Origin of the sequence: Kitasatospora sp. NPDC048545, from assembly GCF_040651155.1 — a bacterium.
GTDB lineage: Bacteria > Actinomycetota > Actinomycetes > Streptomycetales > Streptomycetaceae > Kitasatospora.
This window is the reverse complement of record NZ_JBEZIQ010000038.1, coordinates 1-16,842: the sequence shown is the minus strand read 5'-3', so window position 1 is coordinate 16,842 and position 16,842 is coordinate 1. Positions and strand designations below refer to the sequence as shown.

Genomic DNA, 16,842 nt, shown 5'->3' with positions numbered 1-16,842 from the left:
GGCGAGCGGGTCACGACTCTGCACCGCCTCCGCGCCGCTTCGAGTCGGCTTCGACCCCGCTCCGAGTCCGCTCCGGGTCGGCTGCGAGTGCGCCCCGGTGCGACGGGCGCGCGCCGTCCGGGACGCGGGTCGCCGCCGGGGATCCCGGGGCTCAGTCGACCAGCCGCCGGGCCATCAGGACGTCGTCCACGTAGGACCCGTCGATCAGGAACTCCTCGGCCAGTGAACCCTCGACGGTGAACCCGCAGCTCTCGTAGAGGCGGCGGGCCGGGGTGTTCCAGCCGAGCACCCGCAGGGTCATCTTCCGGGCGCCCTCGGCCCGGGCCGCGTCGCAGACCGCCTCGACCAGGAGGCGGCCGACGCCCCGGCCGCGGACCGTGCCGTCGACGGCCAGGCCCTGGATCTGGCGGACGTGGCCGTTGGCGGCCAGCCGGGTCGGCGGGATCCGGCGGACGTAGCCGACGATCCGGCCGCCCAGGACGGCCAGCAGGTACTGCTCGGGGGTGTGGCGTTCGTCGAAGACCGCGTCGTCGGCGGGCGGTTCCGGGGAGACGTCGGACAGGGCGGACCAGGCGGCGCGGTTGAGGACGGCGAGTTCGCGCTCGTCCTCGGGCTGCGCCGGACGGATGATCAGATCGTCGTCGAGCATGCGCGTCATGCTAGGGCGCCTGCGGACGTGACGGGCGGCCGGGAACCGTGGGACCGGTCGGACCGGCGGGAACGGCGGGACCGGTGGGAACGGCGGGAACGGTGGGAACAGCGGGGCCCGTCGGCAGGGTCGGAAGGCCCGGGACGCCCGGGAACTGCGAGGATGGGCGCATGCGCATCGCTGTCACGGGTTCCACGGGATTGATCGGTTCGGCGCTCGTCCGCTCCCTGCTGGCGGACGGCCACGAGGTGGTCCGGCTGGTCCGGCACCGGTCCAGGACGGGCCCGCAGCCCGACGGCAGCACGGCGATCGGGTGGAACCCGTTGCTCGGCGAGGTCGAGCGGGACGGGCTGGCCGGCGTCCAGGCGGTGGTGCACCTGGCCGGCGCCGGGGTCGGCGCCCGCCGCTGGACGGACGCCTACAAGCGGGAGATCCGGGAGAGCCGGGTCTACGGCACCGAGACGCTGGCCGTGGCGCTGGCCAAGCTCAAGGAGCCGCCCCGGGTCCTCGTGAGCGCCTCCGCCGTCGGCTGGTACGGGCAGACCGACGACCGGGTGATCGACGAGGACTCCCCCGCCGGCGACGACTTCCTGGCCGAGGTCTGCCTGGAGTGGGAGGCGGCGGCCAGGCCGGCCGAGCGGGCCGGGATCCGGGTCGTCCACCCGCGCACCGGGATGGTGCTGTCCGCGGCCGGCGGGGCCGGCGGGCGGCTGTTCCCGCTGTTCCGGCTGGGCCTGGGCGGTCGGCTCGGCAGCGGGCGGCAGTACTGGAGCTTCATCTCGCTGCACGACGAGGTGGCCGCGCTGCGCTTCCTGATCGACCACGACGACCTGTCCGGCGCGTTCAACCTGACGGCGCCGAACCCGGCGACCAACTCCGAGCTGACCACCGCGCTCGGGCGGGCGCTGCGGCGGCCGACGCCGTTCCCGGTGCCGGAGGCGGTTCTCAAGGTGGTGCTGGGCGAGCTGGCGGTCGAGGTGGTCGGCAGTCACCGGGTGGTGCCCCGACGGCTGTCGGACGCGGGTTTCCGCTTCACGCACCCGGACGTGTACTCGGCGGTGCTCGCGGCGCTGTGACGTACTCGCGCCGGGCTCCGTACTCGCGCCGGGCTCCGTGCGTACCTCCGACTACGGCATCCACCCTGGCCAGGGGCATATGCCGGTCGGGGGTCGGACGGGGCTCCGGGAGGGGGCGCACGGGAGCACACAACGGGCGCGCCGCACGCCCCCGGTGACCGTACGCGCCCGCCGACCCCGAACCCGGCCGCCACGGCGCACTGTCCGTGACCGCGCCCCCGCCCGGTACCGCACAACCCCTGCCGGCCTTCGAATCCGGCTCGATGCGCTTGTCTGATGCTCACACTGACTGGGCATCACCCTCCTCGGACCGTGTCCCGGCACCCCGCTGCCTGCGTCGGCCGGAGCCCCGGGACCAGGGAGGGAGCACCCCAGTGCCCACGTACGACTTCACCCGCCGCGCTCGTCGGCCGTCCGACCCGGACGTCGTCGTGGTCGGCGCCGGACTCGCGGGCCTGGCCGCCGCCCGCGCGCTCACCGGCCACGGCCTCGCCGTTCAGGTCCTCGAAAGCAGCGACCGGATCGGCGGCCGAATGGCCACCCGCGAACTGGACGGATTCCGGCTCGACGACGGCAGCCACCTGCTGAACACCGCCTTCCCCGAGCTGCGCCGCACGCTCGACCTCGACCGCCTCGACCTGCGCCCGCTCGCACCCGGCGTACTCGTGCACAGCGGCGGCCGCCGGTACCGCGCCGGGGACCCACAGCTCACCACCGCCCGGCAGGCCGCCATCCGGGCCCCGCTCGGCAGCCCGCTGGACAAGGCCAGGCTCGGCAACTGGCTCGGCCGGCTCGCCACCGCCCCGATCGCCCGGCTGCAGGCCCGACCCGAGACCACCACCGCCCGCGCGCTGGCCGGCCACGGACTCGCCCCGCGCACCGTCGACGGCTTCCTGCGCCCGCTGCTCAGCGCCCTGCTCAGCGATCCCGCACTCGGCACCAGCAGCCGGGTCGCCGACCTGGTGCTGCGCTCCTACGCCCGCGGGCGGCTCTGTCTGCCCGCCGGCGGAATCGCGGCGGTGCCCGCCCAGCTGGCCGCCACCCTGCCCGCCGGCACCGTCCGCACCGGGGTGCAGGTCACCTCGATCAGCGCGGACGGCGTGGAGACCCTCCACCACGGGCGGATCGGCGCCCAGGCCGTCCTGGTCGCCACCGACGCCCGCTCGGCCGCCGCACTGCTGCCCGGACTACGGCTGCCGGACTTCCACCCCGTCACGACCTTCTACCACGCGGCCGACCGGGCCCCGGTGGGCGAAGCCGTGCTGCTGCTCGACGGCGACCGGCCGAACGGGCACCCGCCGCTGGTCTCGCACTCGCTGGTGCTCAGCGAACTGCACCCCTCGTGCGCCCCGGCCGGGCAGGCACTGGTCGCCACCACGCTGCTCGGGCGGCGCGCCTTCGACGCGGGCGGCCCGGCCGGACTCGAACCGGCCGTCCGGGCCCGGCTCGCCGAGCTGTACGGCACCGCGACGGCGGGCTGGCAGTTCCTCAGCGTGCGGCACGTCCCCGACGCGCTGCCCGCGATGCCGCCGCCGCACAACACCCGGCGCCCGGTGCGACTGCTGGCCGGGCTGTACGTCGCCGGGGACCACCGGGACACCAGCACCGTGCAGGGCGCGCTGGTCTCGGGGCGACGGGCGGCCCGGGCGGTGCTGCGCGACCTCGGCGTCCCGGCCGACGCGCGGGAGGTGGAGGCGGCGGCCTGAGGGCGCCGCGTTCCGGGCCCCGGGGCCGACCGCTCCGGGCCCGCCACGCCCGCGCCTTGCCGGGCGGCGGCCCAGGCGGCGGGCGACGGGCCGCAGGGCGCGGGGAGGCCGGCGCCCCGGGCCGGGAGGCCGTGAGCGCGCCCGGCCCGGGAGGCGGCCCGGACCCCGCCCCCGTCAGATCACCCCCGCCTGGCGGGCCGTCTCCTCGAAGGCGCGGGCCACCGGGCTGCCGCGGTAGGGCGTGAGGCGGCGGTGGAAGTCCCGGACGTACTCCAGCGAGCGGGCCGAACGCATCTCCCCCGCCGCCCGCAGCGCGTCGGTCGCCATGGTGCAGGCCTCGTCGAGGTCCCCCATGCCGAGCCGGGCGGTGGCCAGCACCAGCCGGCAGAAGATCCGGCTGCGCGCGTAGGCGGGCGAGCGCAGCCGCAGCGACTTCTCGGCGTGCTGCGCGGCGGTGCGCCACTGCTGCAGGTCGCGGTAGCAGTGGGCGAACTCGTCGGAGAGCTGCGCCTCGTCGAAGTACCGTGCCCAGGCGGGGAGTTCGTCGCCGGTGCGGGCCGCCGCCAGGGCCCGTTCGGCGCGCACCAGGGCGGTGGTGCAGGACCGGACGTCGCCCAGCAGGCCGTGCCCGCGGGCCTCGGCGGCATGCATCAGCGACTGGACCACCGGCGGGACGGCCGTGCCCACACCCTGCTGGGCGACCCGGGCGAGCTGGACCGCCTCCCGGCCGTGGCCGAGGTGGACGGCCTGCTGGCTCATCGTCACCAGCACGTAGCCGCCGAGCGCGCGGTCCCCCGCGGCCTGGGACAGGCGCAGCGCCTGGACGAAGTAGCGCTGGGCGAGCCCGTGCGCGGCGATGTCGAAGGACGTCCAGCCCGCCAGCCGGGTCAGGTCGGCGACCGCGCCGAACAGGGCCCGGCCGATCTGCTCGCCGTAGCGGCCGCGCAGCATCGGCTCGGCCTCGCTCTCCAGGTAGCGGACCAGCGCCTGGCGGGCGTGGCCGCCGCCGTAGGCATGGTCGAGCGCGCGGAAGAGGTCGCCGACGGCGCGGATGGCGGCGATGTCGCCGCGGCCGACCCGCAGGGCGGGGCGGGACTCGCGGGCCGGGTCGGTGTACGGCGGCTCGACGGCGACCGGTGGACGGCGGCTCTGGGTGGGCACCCGCCCGATGGTGGGGGCGGTGCCGGTCGTCCCTGCGGTGCTGCGTGCGGTGGGCGCCCCGGGCAGGCCCACGGCCGGGCCGCGTGCCGGGCTCACGGGGGACGCGCCCGGCGCGCCCTGTGCGGCGCCGGTGGCGGGGCCGGAGCCGGCGGGCGGCGGGCCGGTGGCGGTGTCCTGGCGGGTCAGCGTGGAGCCGTCCCGGGCGACCCGCTCGTCGGTGCGGCCGATCAGCCAGTCCCGGCTGGGCACGACCAGTCCGGCCGGGGTGAAGGCGATCCGGCGCAGCTCGGACTGCGGGCCGTTGTCCTTGCGCCACATGCTCGCCACGATGTCCACCGCCTCCTGCGGGGTCTCGGCGAACTCCAGGCCGGCGTAGACCGGGGCGCAGGCGTCCAGGCCGAGGTCCTGGGCGGTGAGGCGGCGGCCCAGGCGGCGGGTGAAGACCTCGGCGATCAGGGCCGGGGTGGCGCCGCGGGGCTGCTGGCCGCGCAGCCAGCGGGTGACCGAGGTCTTGTCGTAGCGCAGGTCGAGGCCGTGTTCCAGGCCGAGTTGGTCGACCCGGCGGGCCAGGCCGGCGTGCGAGAAGCCGGCCTCCTCGATCAGCGCGGCGAGCTGGCCGTTCTGCGGGGCCGGGCCGGAGTGGCCGGTGCTCCGCGCGGGCGCGGGTGCGACGGGGCTCTCGTGCCGGTCGGGTGTGGCCTGCTCGGGCAGCCGCAGTTCGTCGGCGGTCGGGTCGTCGGCGGTCAGCGTGTCGCCCGTCAGGGCGTCGGGGGCCAGGGCGTCGGGGGCGTCCGGAAGGCTCCGGCCGACCGGACCTCGGTGCCGGCCGAGCGGGTCGAGCGGTCCGTACGCCGGGCTGTCGGTTGCAGGCCGTTGGGGCATGTCTGTCAACACCTCTCGGACGTCGCACCGGGCCCTACCAGCACTTCGGCGGCCTGGGGCGGCGCCCCCTGTCGGGAATCGGCGTGAATGTAGCGAGCATTCGGGCGCTATGGGCGGATCTGACCGAGCAATCCTCCGAACGGGTGAAGCAACCGCGCCCATTGTGGGGAAGCGGGGTCACCATGGGTTTGGCCTTCCGCGGTCGAACCGTCGATCGAGGGTCGTAGTGGTTGCCGCCACAGCCCGGCGGAATGCTGTGGTGGCCCGCCACATGGGAGCCGGGGCGTCGGATTCCTACCGTTCTCGGCCATGGACACCACTACAGCCCGTCCGCTCGACGGCCGTACCGCGCTGGTCACCGGGGCCGCCTCGGGCATCGGCCGGGCCTGCGCCGAGGCCCTCGCCGGGGCCGGGGCCCGGGTCTACGTCGTCGACCTCGCGGCCGCCCCCGCCGAGGAGGTCGCCGAGCGGATCGGCGGGCTCGCGATCGTCACCGACCTCGCCGACCCCGGGGCCGTGGACGCCCTGCCGGACGACGCCGACATCGTGGTCAACAACGCCGGACTCCAGCACGTGGCGCCCGTGCACGAGTTCCCGCCCGAGCGCTTCACCCTCATCCAACGCGTGATGGTCGAGGCCCCGTTCCGCATCCTGCGCCGGACCCTGCCGCACATGTACGCGCGGGAGTGGGGGCGGGTCGTCAACGTCTCCTCGGTCCACGGCCTGCGGGCCAGCGCCTTCAAGTCCGCGTACGTCACCGCGAAGCACGCCCTGGAGGGTCTGAGCAAGACGGTCGCCCTGGAGGGCGCGCCGTACGGCGTGACCAGCAACTGCATCAACCCCGGCTACGTCCGGACCCCGCTGGTGGAGAAGCAGATCGCCGCCCAGGCGCTCGCCCACGGCATCCCCGAGGACGAGGTGGTCGAGCGGGTCATGCTCGACCGCACCGCCGTGAAGCGGCTGATCGAACCCGACGAGGTCGCCCAGCTCGCCCTCTGGCTCTGCTCCCCCGCCGCCTCGTACATCACCGGCGCCAGCCTCCCGGTCGACGGCGGCTGGACGGCGCACTGACCGCGGGGCCGTGGCCCCGCACGCCATGAACCGATCGCACGGTATGTGGCCCGCCCACATAGGCCTCCGCCCGGCGGATTCCTACCTTGTGGCGACATCGTCTCCCCCAGCCCTGGAAGTGGTGGCACATGAACGCCCCTGCAAGCGGTACGGCTGCGCGCACCTCACTCCCGAGAGTGGTGGCGGCCAGCCTGATCGGCACGACCATCGAGTGGTACGACTACTTCCTCTACGGCACGGCTGCGGCGCTGGTGTTCGGGAAACTGTTCTTCCCGCACAGCGACCCGCTGACCGGGACGCTGCTGGCGTTCCTCACCTACGCGATCGGGTTCGCGGCGCGGCCGGTCGGGGCGCTGATGTTCGGACACTTCGGCGACCGGGTCGGGCGCAAGAAGCTGCTGGTGCTGAGCCTGCTGCTGATGGGCGGGTCGACCACGGCGATCGGCCTGCTGCCGACGTACGACTCGATCGGCGTCGCGGCGCCGGTGCTGCTGACCGCGCTGCGGCTGGTGCAGGGCTTCGCGCTCGGCGGCGAGTGGGGCGGGGCCGTGCTGCTGGTGTCGGAGCACGGGGACCGGCGCCGGCGGGGCTTCTGGGCGTCCTGGCCGCAGGGCGGGGCGCCGGCCGGGAACCTGCTGGCGGCGGGGGTGCTGTCGCTGATGACGTCCGTGCAGTCGGAGTCGGCGTTCCTGTCCTGGGGATGGCGGGTGCCGTTCCTGCTGTCGGCGGTGCTGGTCGGGGTCGGGATGTGGATCAGGCTCGCGGTGGACGAGTCGCCGCTGTTCCGGGCCGCGCTGACGGCCCAGCGGGACCGGGCGACCGTCGAACAGCCGCCGCTGGTCGGCGTGTTGAGGCACCACTGGCGGGAGGTGCTGGTGGCCATGGGGGCGCGGATGGCGGAGAACATCTCGTACTACGTGATGACGACGTTCGTGCTGACCTACGCCGTCACGCACGCGCACTTCGCCAAGCAGAGCGCGCTGAACGCCGTACTGATCGGCTCCGCGGTCCAGTTCGCGCTGATCCCGCTGTTCGGCGCGCTGTCCGACCGGGTCGGGCGCAAACCGGTGTACCTGGTGGGCGCGATCGGGGTCGGGGTCTGGGCGTTCGTCTTCTTCGGCATGGTGGACACCCGCTCGTTCGGGTCACTGGTCCTCGCGGTGACCGTCGGGCTGGTCTTCCACAGCGCGATGTACGCGCCCCAGGCGGCCTTCTTCTCCGAAATGTTCGCCACCCGCCTGCGGTACTCGGGCGCCTCGATCGGGGCCCAGTTCGCCTCCGTGGCGGCCGGCGCCCCGGCACCGCTGATCGCCACCGCCCTGCTCAAGGACTACGGCAGCGCCACCCCCATCTCGGTGTACGTCGCCGTCGCGGCGGCGCTCACCGTCCTCGCCGTGCTCTGCGGGCGGGAGACCAGGGGGCAGGACCTCGCCGAGGCCGGGGCACCGGAGGGCCCGGAGGGGCAGCCGGCGGACGCCCCGGCAGCCGGCAAGCCCGCCGTCGCCTGAGGTTCGTGGCCGGAAAGCCCGCCCCGGCCCCTGGGCGACGGCCGCGAGGACCGCCGTCGCCCGGGGGCCGAGCCGCTACCATCGCGATTCCCCGGAATCGACGGACCGACGCCGATTGGCGGCACGCACCATGACCCACCCTCACGAGGGCGCCGCGCCCGCGCTGCGGCGGCTGCTCGACCTGCTCGCCTCGGGCGCCGCCACCGAGGACTTCGCCGACGTGCTGGCCGACGCCCGCCGCCGCGGGGCGCCGGCCGCCGTCCTCGCCGAGATCGACGACGCCACCTGGCAGGCCCTGCGAGTCCACCGGACCCTGCGTCAACACCGGCGCCGGGAAGCCGAGTTGACCGCCCTGTTCGACACCGCCGGGGACCTGGCCGCCTCCCGGGAGCCGGACACCGTGCTCCAGGCGATCGTCCGCCGGGCCCGGATGCTGCTCGGCACCGACACCGCCTACCTGACCCTGCCGGACGAGACCGCGGGCGACACCTACATGCGGGTCACCGACGGCTCGGTCTCCGTGCTCTTCCAGACCCTGCGGCTCAGCCTCGGCGACGGCCTGGGCGGGCTGGTCGCGCAGACCGCCCGCCCGTACGCGACCCCCGACTACCGCGCCGACGAGCGCTTCCACCACACCGGCACGATCGACGCGGGTGTGCTGGACGAGGGCCTGGTCGCGATCATCGGGGTGCCGCTGCTGATCGGCGGACAGGTCATCGGCGTCCTGTTCGCCGCCGACCGCACGCCGCGCGCCTTCTCCCCCGACGAGGTCGCGCTGCTCTGCACGCTGGCCGCGCACGCCGCGATCGCCCTGGACACCGCCAAGTCCCTCGCCGACACCCGGGCCGCGCTCGCCGAGCTGAACACCGCCAACGAACTGGTCCGGGCGCACTCCGCCGCCGTCCAGCGCGCCGAGCAGGCGCACGACCGGCTCACCGACCTGGTGCTGCGCGGCGCCGAGGTGCCGGACGTCGCCGCCGCCGTCGCGGCACTGCTGGGCGGCGAGATAGCGGTCCTCGACGCCGAGGGCGAGCCGCTGGCCGGCCGGTCCGCACCCGCCGCCGAGCTGGCCGGGGCGGTCGCCGCCTCCCGGACCGAGGGCAGGTCCGTGCTCCACGGCGAACTGTGGGTCTGCGCGGTGCTGGCCGGGCACGACGCGCTCGGCACCCTGGTGCTGCGCGGCCGGCCCGACCTCGACGACGCCGACCGGCGGCTCTTCGAACGGGCCGGCGTGGTGACCGCACTGCTCCTGCTGCTGCGCCGGTCGGTGGCCGAGACCGAGAACCGGATCCGCGGCGAACTGCTCACCGACCTGCTGACCGCGCCGGAGCGCGACCCTGCCGGGCTCACCGCGCGCGGCCGCCGGCTCGGCGTCGACCTCGCCCGGCCGCACCTGGTGCTGGTCGCGGAACCGGCCGAACCCGCCGGTGCGGACCGGGGCCGGCTGGCGGGCGCGGCCCGGCGGTACCTGTTCGGCTCCCGGGGCGTCAGCGCCGAGCACGGCGAGGCCGTGGTGCTGCTGGTGCCCGTCGAGGCCGGCACCGCCGGGGATCCCGAGGAGACCGCCCGGCAGGCCGCCGAACAGCTCGCCCGGTTGGCCGGGTTCCCGGTCACCGTCGGCGCCGCCCGCCCGTCCGCCGGCCCCGCCGCACTGGCCGCCGCCCACGCCGAGAGCCTGCGCTGCGTCCGGGCGCTGCGCGTGCTCGGCCGCGCCGGGGAGGGCTCCTCGGCCCGCACGCTCGGCTTCCTCGGGGTGCTGCTCGGCGACGGCCACGACGTGGACGGCTTCGTCGGCGCGACGCTCGGCCCGCTGCTCGCGTACGACGCCAGACGCGGCACCGAGCTGGTCCGCACCCTGCGCGCCTACTTCGACTGCGGCGGCAGCCTCACCCGGGCCAAGGACGAGCTGCACGTCCACGTGAACACGGTGGTCCAGCGGCTCGACCGGGTCGAGGCGCTGCTCGGGCAGGACTGGAACCACCCCGAGCGGTCCCTGGAACTCCGGCTCGCGCTGCGGCTGCGGCTGCTGGCGGGAGGCTGAGGATCCGGCGGGGCCGGGGCGTACAGTGGCGAGGTTGGTCTCGAACGCCTGGCAAGGAGCTCAAAGCGGTGAGCGAGAACGTGCGTTTTGTTCACATGGGCATAGGTGAGCGCACCGTGTCCTATCAGGAGGCGTGGGAGGAGCAGCAGCGGCTGCACGCGCTGCGGGTCGCGGACGAGATCCCCGACACCGTCCTGCTGCTGGAGCACCAGTCCGTGTACACCATGGGCAAGCGCACCAATCCCGCCGACCTGCCGCTGGACGGCACCCCGGTGGTCGAGGTCAACCGGGGCGGCGAGATCACCTGGCACGGCCCCGGCCAGCTGGTCGGCTACCCGATCGTCAAGCTGCCCGACCCGATCGACGTCATCGCCTACGTCCGCCGGCTGGAGGAGGCGCTGATCCGCGCCGCCGCCGAGTTCGGCATCGGGACCACCCGGGTCGAGGGCCGCAGCGGCGTCTGGGTGCTGGGCGACTCCCTCCCGGACGCCGTGGTCGACCCGGCCCAGGTGGTCGACATCGGCAGACTGACCCTGCGGATGGGCCTGCCGCTGGGCATCGACCCGCGCCTGGCCGGCCCCGAGTACGCTCCCTCCAACGCCGGGCAGCGCGGCGACGACCGCAAGCTCGCCGCCATCGGCGTGCGGGTCGCCCGCGGGGTGACCATGCACGGCTTCGCGCTGAACTGCGACCCGGACATGACCTGGTTCGACAAGATCGTGCCGTGCGGCATCCGGGACGCGGGTGTGGCCTCGCTCTCCGGCGAGCTGAAGCGCGGGCTCCCCGTCGCCGAGGCGGCGCCGGTCGTCGAGCGGCACCTGGCGGAGCTCTTCGCCGAACTGCCCGAACCGGCGCTCAGCCGCTGACCCGCCCGGCGCCCGGCCGGCGACCCACGCCGGTGCCCGGCCGCCCACCCGACGGGCACGGCCCGAGGGAAAGCCCCGAGCACTGGGAATCTACTCGCCGGTAGTCGTGTTGCCCTGCGATTGCAGGGCGGCAGGCCCGGCGAAGGCCGTACAACCACAGGCGTACCCTGGGGGTACCCCGTCTAGTTCTAGGAGTCGCACGTGTCCGCTGTCGCACCCGACGGCAGGAAGCTTCTCCGCCTGGAGGTCCGCAACAGCGAGACCCCCATCGAGCGGAAGCCCGAGTGGATCAAGACCCGCGCGAAGATGGGCCCGGAGTACAACGCCCTCCAGTCGCTGGTGAAGAAGGAGGGGCTGCACACGGTCTGCCAGGAGGCCGGCTGCCCCAACATCTTCGAGTGCTGGGAGGACCGCGAAGCGACCTTCCTCATCGGCGGTGACCAGTGCACCCGCCGCTGCGACTTCTGCCAGATCGACACCGGCAAGCCCGCCGAGTTCGACCGTGACGAGCCGCGCCGGGTCGCCGAGTCCATCGTCACCATGGACCTCAACTACGCCACCATCACCGGCGTCGCCCGCGACGACCTGGAGGACGGCGGCGCCTGGCTGTACGCCGAGACCGTGCGCCAGGTGCACGCGATGACCGCCGACCGCGAGAGCGGCCGCACCGGCGTCGAGCTGCTCATCCCCGACTTCAACGCGGTGCCAGAGCAGCTGGCCGAGGTCTTCTCCTCCCGCCCCGAGGTGCTCGCGCACAACGTCGAGACGGTGCCGCGGATCTTCAAGCGGATCCGTCCCGCGTTCCGCTACGAGCGCTCGCTGGACGTCATCACCCAGGCCCGCGCGGCCGGACTCGTCACCAAGTCCAACCTGATCCTGGGCATGGGCGAGACCCGCGAGGAGGTCAGCCAGGCGCTCGCCGACCTGGTCGGCGCCGGCTGCGAGCTGATCACCATCACCCAGTACCTGCGCCCCTCGCTGCGCCACCACCCGGTGGAGCGCTGGGTGAAGCCGCACGAGTTCGTCGAGCTCCAGCAGGAAGCCGAGGAACTGGGCTTCGCGGGTGTCATGTCGGGCCCGCTGGTGCGTTCGTCGTACCGGGCCGGCCGGCTGTACCGGCAGGCGCTGGAGCGGCGCGAGCAGGCCGCCGTCTGACGGTCCGGTCGACTTTGAGCCATTGGAAGGGCGGAGCCGCGGCTCCGCCCTTCCGGGTTTCACCACGCTTTGACTGCCTGGTCACGGACTGGTAACACGGGGTGGGGACGATGGACGCACAGCGAGCGTTCGATTCTTCTCAGCCACAAGAGGAGCTGTTCGGCATGGGAATGCGGATCCGGTCGGTGAGGGTGGCGCTGCGGTTCGCCGAGAGCGTCCTGCTGGCGCCCGGCCAGCAGCACGCGCGCCGCAACGCCTGGGCGGCGGTGTGCGAGGACCGCCGGCACGCGGCGGACCGGCGGCACGAGGCGGACCGCCGGCACGCGGCCGCGACGGTCGAGACGGCGGGCACGGCGGGGACCCGCTCCGCCCGGCACTGAGACCGGGCGGAGCGAGTCCACGACGCGCGGCGCCCGGCGGTGACGGTCCGGCGTCGGCGAGGGCTCCGGACGTCGCTGTGCGCGACGACGTGCAGGCACACGGGTCACGGTTCGGGCGAACGGGTACCCGGGCTTGGATATCCCCTACCGGTGCCACGTACCATGAGCGTTATGGCGAGGGAAACATCCGAGAACCCCGGGCGACTGAAGCAGATCCGCCTGGCGTACAACATGACCAAGAAGGTCGACACCAAGATCGGCCTGATCATCGCCGGCGTCGGCCTGCTGACCTTCGGCGTGTTCCTCGCCATCGGCTTCGCAATCGACCACCCCGTCTACCTGGGCATCCTGGGCTTCATCGTGGCCGTGCTGGCCATGGCGATCGTCTTCGGGCGCCGGGCCGAGCGCGCCGCGTTCGGACAGATGGAGGGGCAGCCGGGGGCCGTCGCGGCGGTGCTGAACAACATCAAGCGCGGCTGGAGCTCCAACACCACCCCGGTCGCGGTCACCCGCAACCAGGACGCGGTCTACCGCGCGGTGGGCCGGGCCGGCATCGCGCTGATCGGTGAGGGCAACCCGAACCGGGTGCGCCAGCTACTGGCCTCCGAGAAGAAGAAGATGGCCCGCGTGGTCGGCGACGTGCCGGTGCACGACATCGTGGTGGGCAACGGCGAGGGCGAGATCCCGCTGAAGAAGCTGCAGGTCCACCTGATGCGCCTGCCCCGCGCCATCACCGCCGCCCAGGTCACCGAGACCAACGACCGCCTGCGCGCGCTGGGCGACCTGCTCTCCAAGGCGCCGATCCCCAAGGGCCCGATGCCCAAGGGTGCCCGGATGCCCAAGGGCGGCCAGGCCCGCTGACCCTCCCCCCGCCCCTGACGACACGAGAACGGCCCCGCCGCGGAAGCTCCGCGGCGGGGCCGTTTCGGTGTCCTGGGGTTCCGGGGTTCGGGGCTCCGGGGGCGGTTCGCAGTTCCGGGGTTCCGGAGGCGCGTTCCACTCCGGACGCCGCTCCGGACGCCGCTCCGCGTCGTGCGCCGGCGGAGCGGACCGGCGGCCGGTGCTAGATCCGGACCTCGACCGTGCCGACCGCCTTGTCGTGCAGGCCCCGGGTGTCGCGGTCCCAGACCAGCGGGGGCACCACCAGGCAGAGCAGCAGGGTGCGCAGCAGGACCTGCGGGATGGTCGCGCGGCCGCCGTCCAGGCGCATCACCCGGAGGCCGAACAGCCGCTTGCCGACCGTCGTGCCGGTCGTGGCCAGCAGCAGGGCCGCGACCAGGAAGTACAGCGGGCTGGTCCAGAGGTTGGCCTCGGCCTGGTCGCCGCGGGCGATCAGGCCGTACGAGATCAGGGCGACCAGCCAGCCGTCCACGAACAGGGCGCCGATCCGGCGGCCGGGGCCGGCGATGGAGCCGGGGCCCTCCTCGGGCAGCCCGAGGCGCTCGCCGCGGTGCCCGAAGTCGGTGCCCATCTTCTCGGCGGCCGCCTTAGGGCCGTCGATCCACGATCCCAACGCTTCTCTGGTGTCCACGAATCCACACTAACCGGGCTGACGGCCCGCACCGTCACCGGCACCCCTCCCCTGCGGGGCACCCTCCCCGACCGGGTGAATCCGGCTCCGGCGGCTTTCCCCGCAATCTTCCAGTGGTCCAGACCACTTGGGGGAGGCCGCCCAGGTCGGCGAGGTGATTTGCCCGATCCCGTACGGCTTTGCCGCCCGTCCGGGGGGTGCGGTTAACATCGAGGAAACGAACGGGTCACCGACTGGAAACGACCCATTCCTAGGGTGAGCCCAATTCGCACGCCGAGGAGGATGGATGTTCAACAACGCCGCCGAAGTGAAGCAGTTCATCCAGGACAACGACGTCAAGTTCGTCGATGTCCGGTTCTGTGACCTGCCGGGCGTCTTGCAGCACTTCTCCGTACCTGCGGCGACCTTCGATCCGTCCGAGATCCTGATGTTCGACGGCTCGTCGATCCGCGGTTTCCAGGCCATCCACGAGTCCGACATGGCCCTCGTGCCGGACCTCGCCACGGCCCGGCTCGACCCCTTCCGGGCCGAGAAGCACCTCAACATCAACTTCTTCATCCAGGACCCGGTCACCGGCGAGGCCTACAGCCGCGACCCGCGCAACGTCGCCAAGAAGGCCGAGGCGTACCTCGCCTCCTCCGGCATCGCCGACACCGCGTTCTTCGGGCCCGAGGCCGAGTTCTACGTCTTCGACTCGGTCCGCTTCGAGACCAGCGCCAACGCGTCCTTCTACCACATCGACTCGGAGGCGGGCGCCTGGAACAGCGGCGCCGCCGAGGGCGACGCCCGCGGCTACAAGGTCAAGTACAAGGGCGGCTACTTCCCCGTGCCACCGGTCGACCACTTCGCCGACCTGCGCGCCGAGATGTCGCTGGAACTCGCCAAGGCCGGGCTGGAGGTCGAGCGCCAGCACCACGAGGTCGGCACAGCCGGCCAGGCCGAGATCAACTACAAGTTCAACACCCTGCTGCACGCCGCCGACGACCTGATGCTGTTCAAGTACATCATCAAGAACGTCGCCTGGCGGAACGGCAAGACCGCCACCTTCATGCCGAAGCCGATCTTCGGCGACAACGGCTCGGGCATGCACGTCCACCAGTCGCTGTGGACCGACGGCTCGCCGCTCTTCTACGACGAGCAGGGCTACGCCGGCCTCTCCGACACCGCCCGCTACTACATCGGCGGCCTGCTGCGGCACGCCCCCTCGCTGCTGGCGTTCACCAACCCCTCGGTGAACTCCTACCACCGCCTGGTGCCGGGCTTCGAGGCGCCGGTCAACCTGGTCTACTCACAGCGCAACCGCTCGGCCGCGATCCGCATCCCGATCACCGGCTCCAACGCCAAGGCCAAGCGCATCGAGTTCCGCGCGCCGGACCCGTCCTCCAACCCGTACCTGGCCTTCTCCGCCATGCTGATGGCCGGCCTCGACGGCATCCGCAACAAGATCGAGCCGCTGCAGCCGGTCGACAAGGACCTCTACGAGCTGGCCCCCGAGGAGCACGCCAACGTCCCGCAGGTGCCCTCCTCGCTCCCGGCCGTCCTGGAGGCCCTGGAGGCCGACCACGAGTACCTGCTCGCGGGCAACGTCTTCACTCCGGACCTGATCGAGACCTGGATCGACTTCAAGCGCACCAACGAGATCGCCCCGATCGCGCTGCGGCCGCACCCGCACGAGTTCGAGCTGTACTACGACCTCTAAATCGACCCCTAAGCGCCACTTGGCCCGAAAGCCACTTAAGGGCCTCTGACCTGCGAAAACGTCTCTCATGAGCTCTCGCCACTACTCGCTCGTCCTCGCCCTCATGTGAAATGAGTGTGAAATGGCGACGCCGATAGCTGGCGATGGGTCAGCGGAGGAGAACGAGATCGGGGTCGGTCACCCTCCTCACGGAGGGTGACCGACCCCGATCGCGCCAGCTTCTCGACCTGCCGCATGTTCCAGTCGCCGCTCGTGCGGATCGCCCGGGCCCCCGGACACCTGTGCCACCGCTCGCCCGTCGGTCGCTCTGTTGCCTGTCGGACACGATGACTACCATGCGGCCGGATGACTTCTTCGAGACCGAGCCGGACTCGGGCCAAGGCGGCGGCTCTCGCGCCCGGGCCTTCTGGTCGGCGCGTTTCAATAGCGACTTCGTCAACCGCCTGCGCATTGGTCCCGTCGAAGACGTCGAGGACCTGGCCGCCAGCGTTGCGCTGGCGAGACTCGTCCACGATGAGCTCGAAAGTTTTGGCACCAGCGGCGGCAACCGGCTCGACGATGAACCCGGAACGGATCTTGGCGATAAGTGCGGCGTTCATGTAGAGAGCGCCATTGCTGCCGTTCAGACCCGGGACGGCGGACAGCAGGGCGTCGAGCTTGTCGAAGAAGTCGTAGCCGCCAGCGACTGCACCGACCGATGCACCGTCGATGACCTGACGGCCGATCAGGCGCTTGCGCAGGCCGTCGAAGCCGAGGGGGTTCACCATCGTGCCACCGTTGAAGAACTGGTCGGCGAAGTGGATCGATGCTGCCTTGACCTTCATCGTCTCCTGGATGGCGCGCTGGTCGTTCAGGTCGCCCCCGGTGTGCGCGATGAACTTGTCCACATCTGCGTCACCGCCGAGGATCGCCAGCGTCTCGGTGCGCTGGTTCACCGCACCCGTGGACTCCGGGTACTGACATCGGCGCTTCAGGGTGATGGCGGTGGGAGGTCGAGGGAGAGGCCGGTCCCGGCGAGGAATCCGTCGAGGATGTCGGGGCGGTACTGAAGCCGTTTGAGCCGGTTGCGGACGAGGGCTTCGAGGCGGTCGACGGCGACCGAGGACAGGTTGGCCAA

General features: G+C 73.1%; 14 protein-coding genes and 1 pseudogene. 10 read left to right on the top strand and 5 right to left on the bottom strand.

Annotated features, from left to right (window positions below; genetic code table 11):
• Positions 1–151: 151 nt before the first annotated feature.
• Positions 152–649 (bottom strand): GNAT family N-acetyltransferase, encoded by a 498-nt coding sequence (locus AB0D10_RS30155; RefSeq protein WP_360262109.1) that lies wholly within the window; start codon positions 647–649, stop codon positions 152–154.
• A 170-nt stretch (positions 650–819) separates the two neighbouring features.
• Here AB0D10_RS30155 and AB0D10_RS30150 point away from each other — a divergent pair, with 170 nt between their 5' ends.
• Positions 820–1,725: a TIGR01777 family oxidoreductase gene (locus tag AB0D10_RS30150; RefSeq protein ID WP_360262108.1), complete on the top strand. Its 906-nt coding sequence runs from the start codon at positions 820–822 to the stop codon at positions 1,723–1,725.
• 374 nt (positions 1,726–2,099) lie between these two features.
• Positions 2,100–3,431, top strand: a complete 1,332-nt coding sequence (locus tag AB0D10_RS30145) for an NAD(P)/FAD-dependent oxidoreductase (protein ID WP_360262107.1) — start codon at positions 2,100–2,102, stop codon at positions 3,429–3,431.
• Between the two features lie 174 nt (positions 3,432–3,605).
• Here the strand turns inward: AB0D10_RS30145 and AB0D10_RS30140 are convergent, their stop codons facing one another.
• On the bottom strand, positions 3,606–5,474 hold the full coding sequence (locus AB0D10_RS30140; protein WP_360262106.1) for a regulator: 1,869 nt from the start codon (positions 5,472–5,474) through the stop codon (positions 3,606–3,608).
• 309 nt (positions 5,475–5,783) lie between these two features.
• Here AB0D10_RS30140 and AB0D10_RS30135 point away from each other — a divergent pair, with 309 nt between their 5' ends.
• From AB0D10_RS30135 to AB0D10_RS30105, 7 genes are all read left to right on the top strand, one after another.
• Complete coding sequence (locus tag AB0D10_RS30135; protein ID WP_360262105.1) at positions 5,784–6,545, top strand: 3-hydroxybutyrate dehydrogenase; 762 nt, start codon at positions 5,784–5,786, stop codon at positions 6,543–6,545.
• A 128-nt stretch (positions 6,546–6,673) separates the two neighbouring features.
• Positions 6,674–8,053, top strand: coding sequence for an MFS transporter (locus AB0D10_RS30130; protein WP_360262104.1), 1,380 nt, complete (start codon positions 6,674–6,676; stop codon positions 8,051–8,053).
• A gap of 130 nt (positions 8,054–8,183) precedes the next feature.
• Entirely contained in the window at positions 8,184–10,094 is a 1,911-nt protein-coding gene (locus AB0D10_RS30125) for a GAF domain-containing protein (protein WP_360262103.1), read from the top strand.
• Positions 10,095–10,162: 68 nt separating this feature from the next.
• A complete protein-coding gene (lipB, locus tag AB0D10_RS30120; RefSeq protein ID WP_360262102.1) occupies positions 10,163–10,960 on the top strand; it encodes a lipoyl(octanoyl) transferase LipB in 798 nt (265 codons plus the stop codon).
• A gap of 201 nt (positions 10,961–11,161) precedes the next feature.
• Entirely contained in the window at positions 11,162–12,115 is a 954-nt protein-coding gene (gene lipA / locus AB0D10_RS30115) for a lipoyl synthase (protein ID WP_360262101.1), read from the top strand.
• A 164-nt stretch (positions 12,116–12,279) separates the two neighbouring features.
• Positions 12,280–12,495, top strand: a complete 216-nt coding sequence (locus tag AB0D10_RS30110) for a hypothetical protein (RefSeq protein WP_360262100.1) — start codon at positions 12,280–12,282, stop codon at positions 12,493–12,495.
• Between the two features lie 171 nt (positions 12,496–12,666).
• A complete protein-coding gene (locus AB0D10_RS30105) occupies positions 12,667–13,356 on the top strand; it encodes a DUF4191 domain-containing protein (protein WP_360262099.1) in 690 nt (229 codons plus the stop codon).
• 202 nt (positions 13,357–13,558) lie between these two features.
• Here the strand turns inward: AB0D10_RS30105 and AB0D10_RS30100 are convergent, their stop codons facing one another.
• On the bottom strand, positions 13,559–14,026 hold the full coding sequence (locus AB0D10_RS30100; RefSeq protein WP_360262098.1) for an RDD family protein: 468 nt from the start codon (positions 14,024–14,026) through the stop codon (positions 13,559–13,561).
• Positions 14,027–14,312: 286 nt separating this feature from the next.
• On the opposite strand from AB0D10_RS30100, the gene glnA reads away from it, so the two are divergent.
• A complete protein-coding gene (gene glnA, locus AB0D10_RS30095; RefSeq protein ID WP_360262097.1) occupies positions 14,313–15,725 on the top strand; it encodes a type I glutamate--ammonia ligase in 1,413 nt (470 codons plus the stop codon).
• A 101-nt stretch (positions 15,726–15,826) separates the two neighbouring features.
• Here glnA and AB0D10_RS30090 read toward each other — a convergent pair whose 3' ends face one another.
• On the bottom strand, positions 15,827–16,699 hold the full coding sequence (locus AB0D10_RS30090; protein ID WP_360262177.1) for a major capsid protein: 873 nt from the start codon (positions 16,697–16,699) through the stop codon (positions 15,827–15,829).
• A pseudogene (locus tag AB0D10_RS30085) lies at positions 16,696–16,842 on the bottom strand (IS630 family transposase); the annotation flags it as partial. The pseudogene AB0D10_RS30085 and the gene AB0D10_RS30090, both read right to left, overlap by 4 nt.

Coding starts and splice junctions, on each gene's coding strand:
- AB0D10_RS30155 (WP_360262109.1), bottom strand. CDS start 649: ATGCTCGACGACGATCTGATCATCCGTCCGGCGCAGCCCGAGGACGAG.
- AB0D10_RS30125 (WP_360262103.1), top strand. CDS start 8,184: ATGACCCACCCTCACGAGGGCGCCGCGCCCGCGCTGCGGCGGCTGCTC.
- AB0D10_RS30110 (WP_360262100.1), top strand. CDS start 12,280: ATGGGAATGCGGATCCGGTCGGTGAGGGTGGCGCTGCGGTTCGCCGAG.
- AB0D10_RS30135 (WP_360262105.1), top strand. CDS start 5,784: ATGGACACCACTACAGCCCGTCCGCTCGACGGCCGTACCGCGCTGGTC.
- AB0D10_RS30105 (WP_360262099.1), top strand. CDS start 12,667: ATGGCGAGGGAAACATCCGAGAACCCCGGGCGACTGAAGCAGATCCGC.
- AB0D10_RS30130 (WP_360262104.1), top strand. CDS start 6,674: ATGAACGCCCCTGCAAGCGGTACGGCTGCGCGCACCTCACTCCCGAGA.
- AB0D10_RS30150 (WP_360262108.1), top strand. CDS start 820: ATGCGCATCGCTGTCACGGGTTCCACGGGATTGATCGGTTCGGCGCTC.
- glnA (WP_360262097.1), top strand. CDS start 14,313: ATGTTCAACAACGCCGCCGAAGTGAAGCAGTTCATCCAGGACAACGAC.
- AB0D10_RS30140 (WP_360262106.1), bottom strand. CDS start 5,474: ATGCCCCAACGGCCTGCAACCGACAGCCCGGCGTACGGACCGCTCGAC.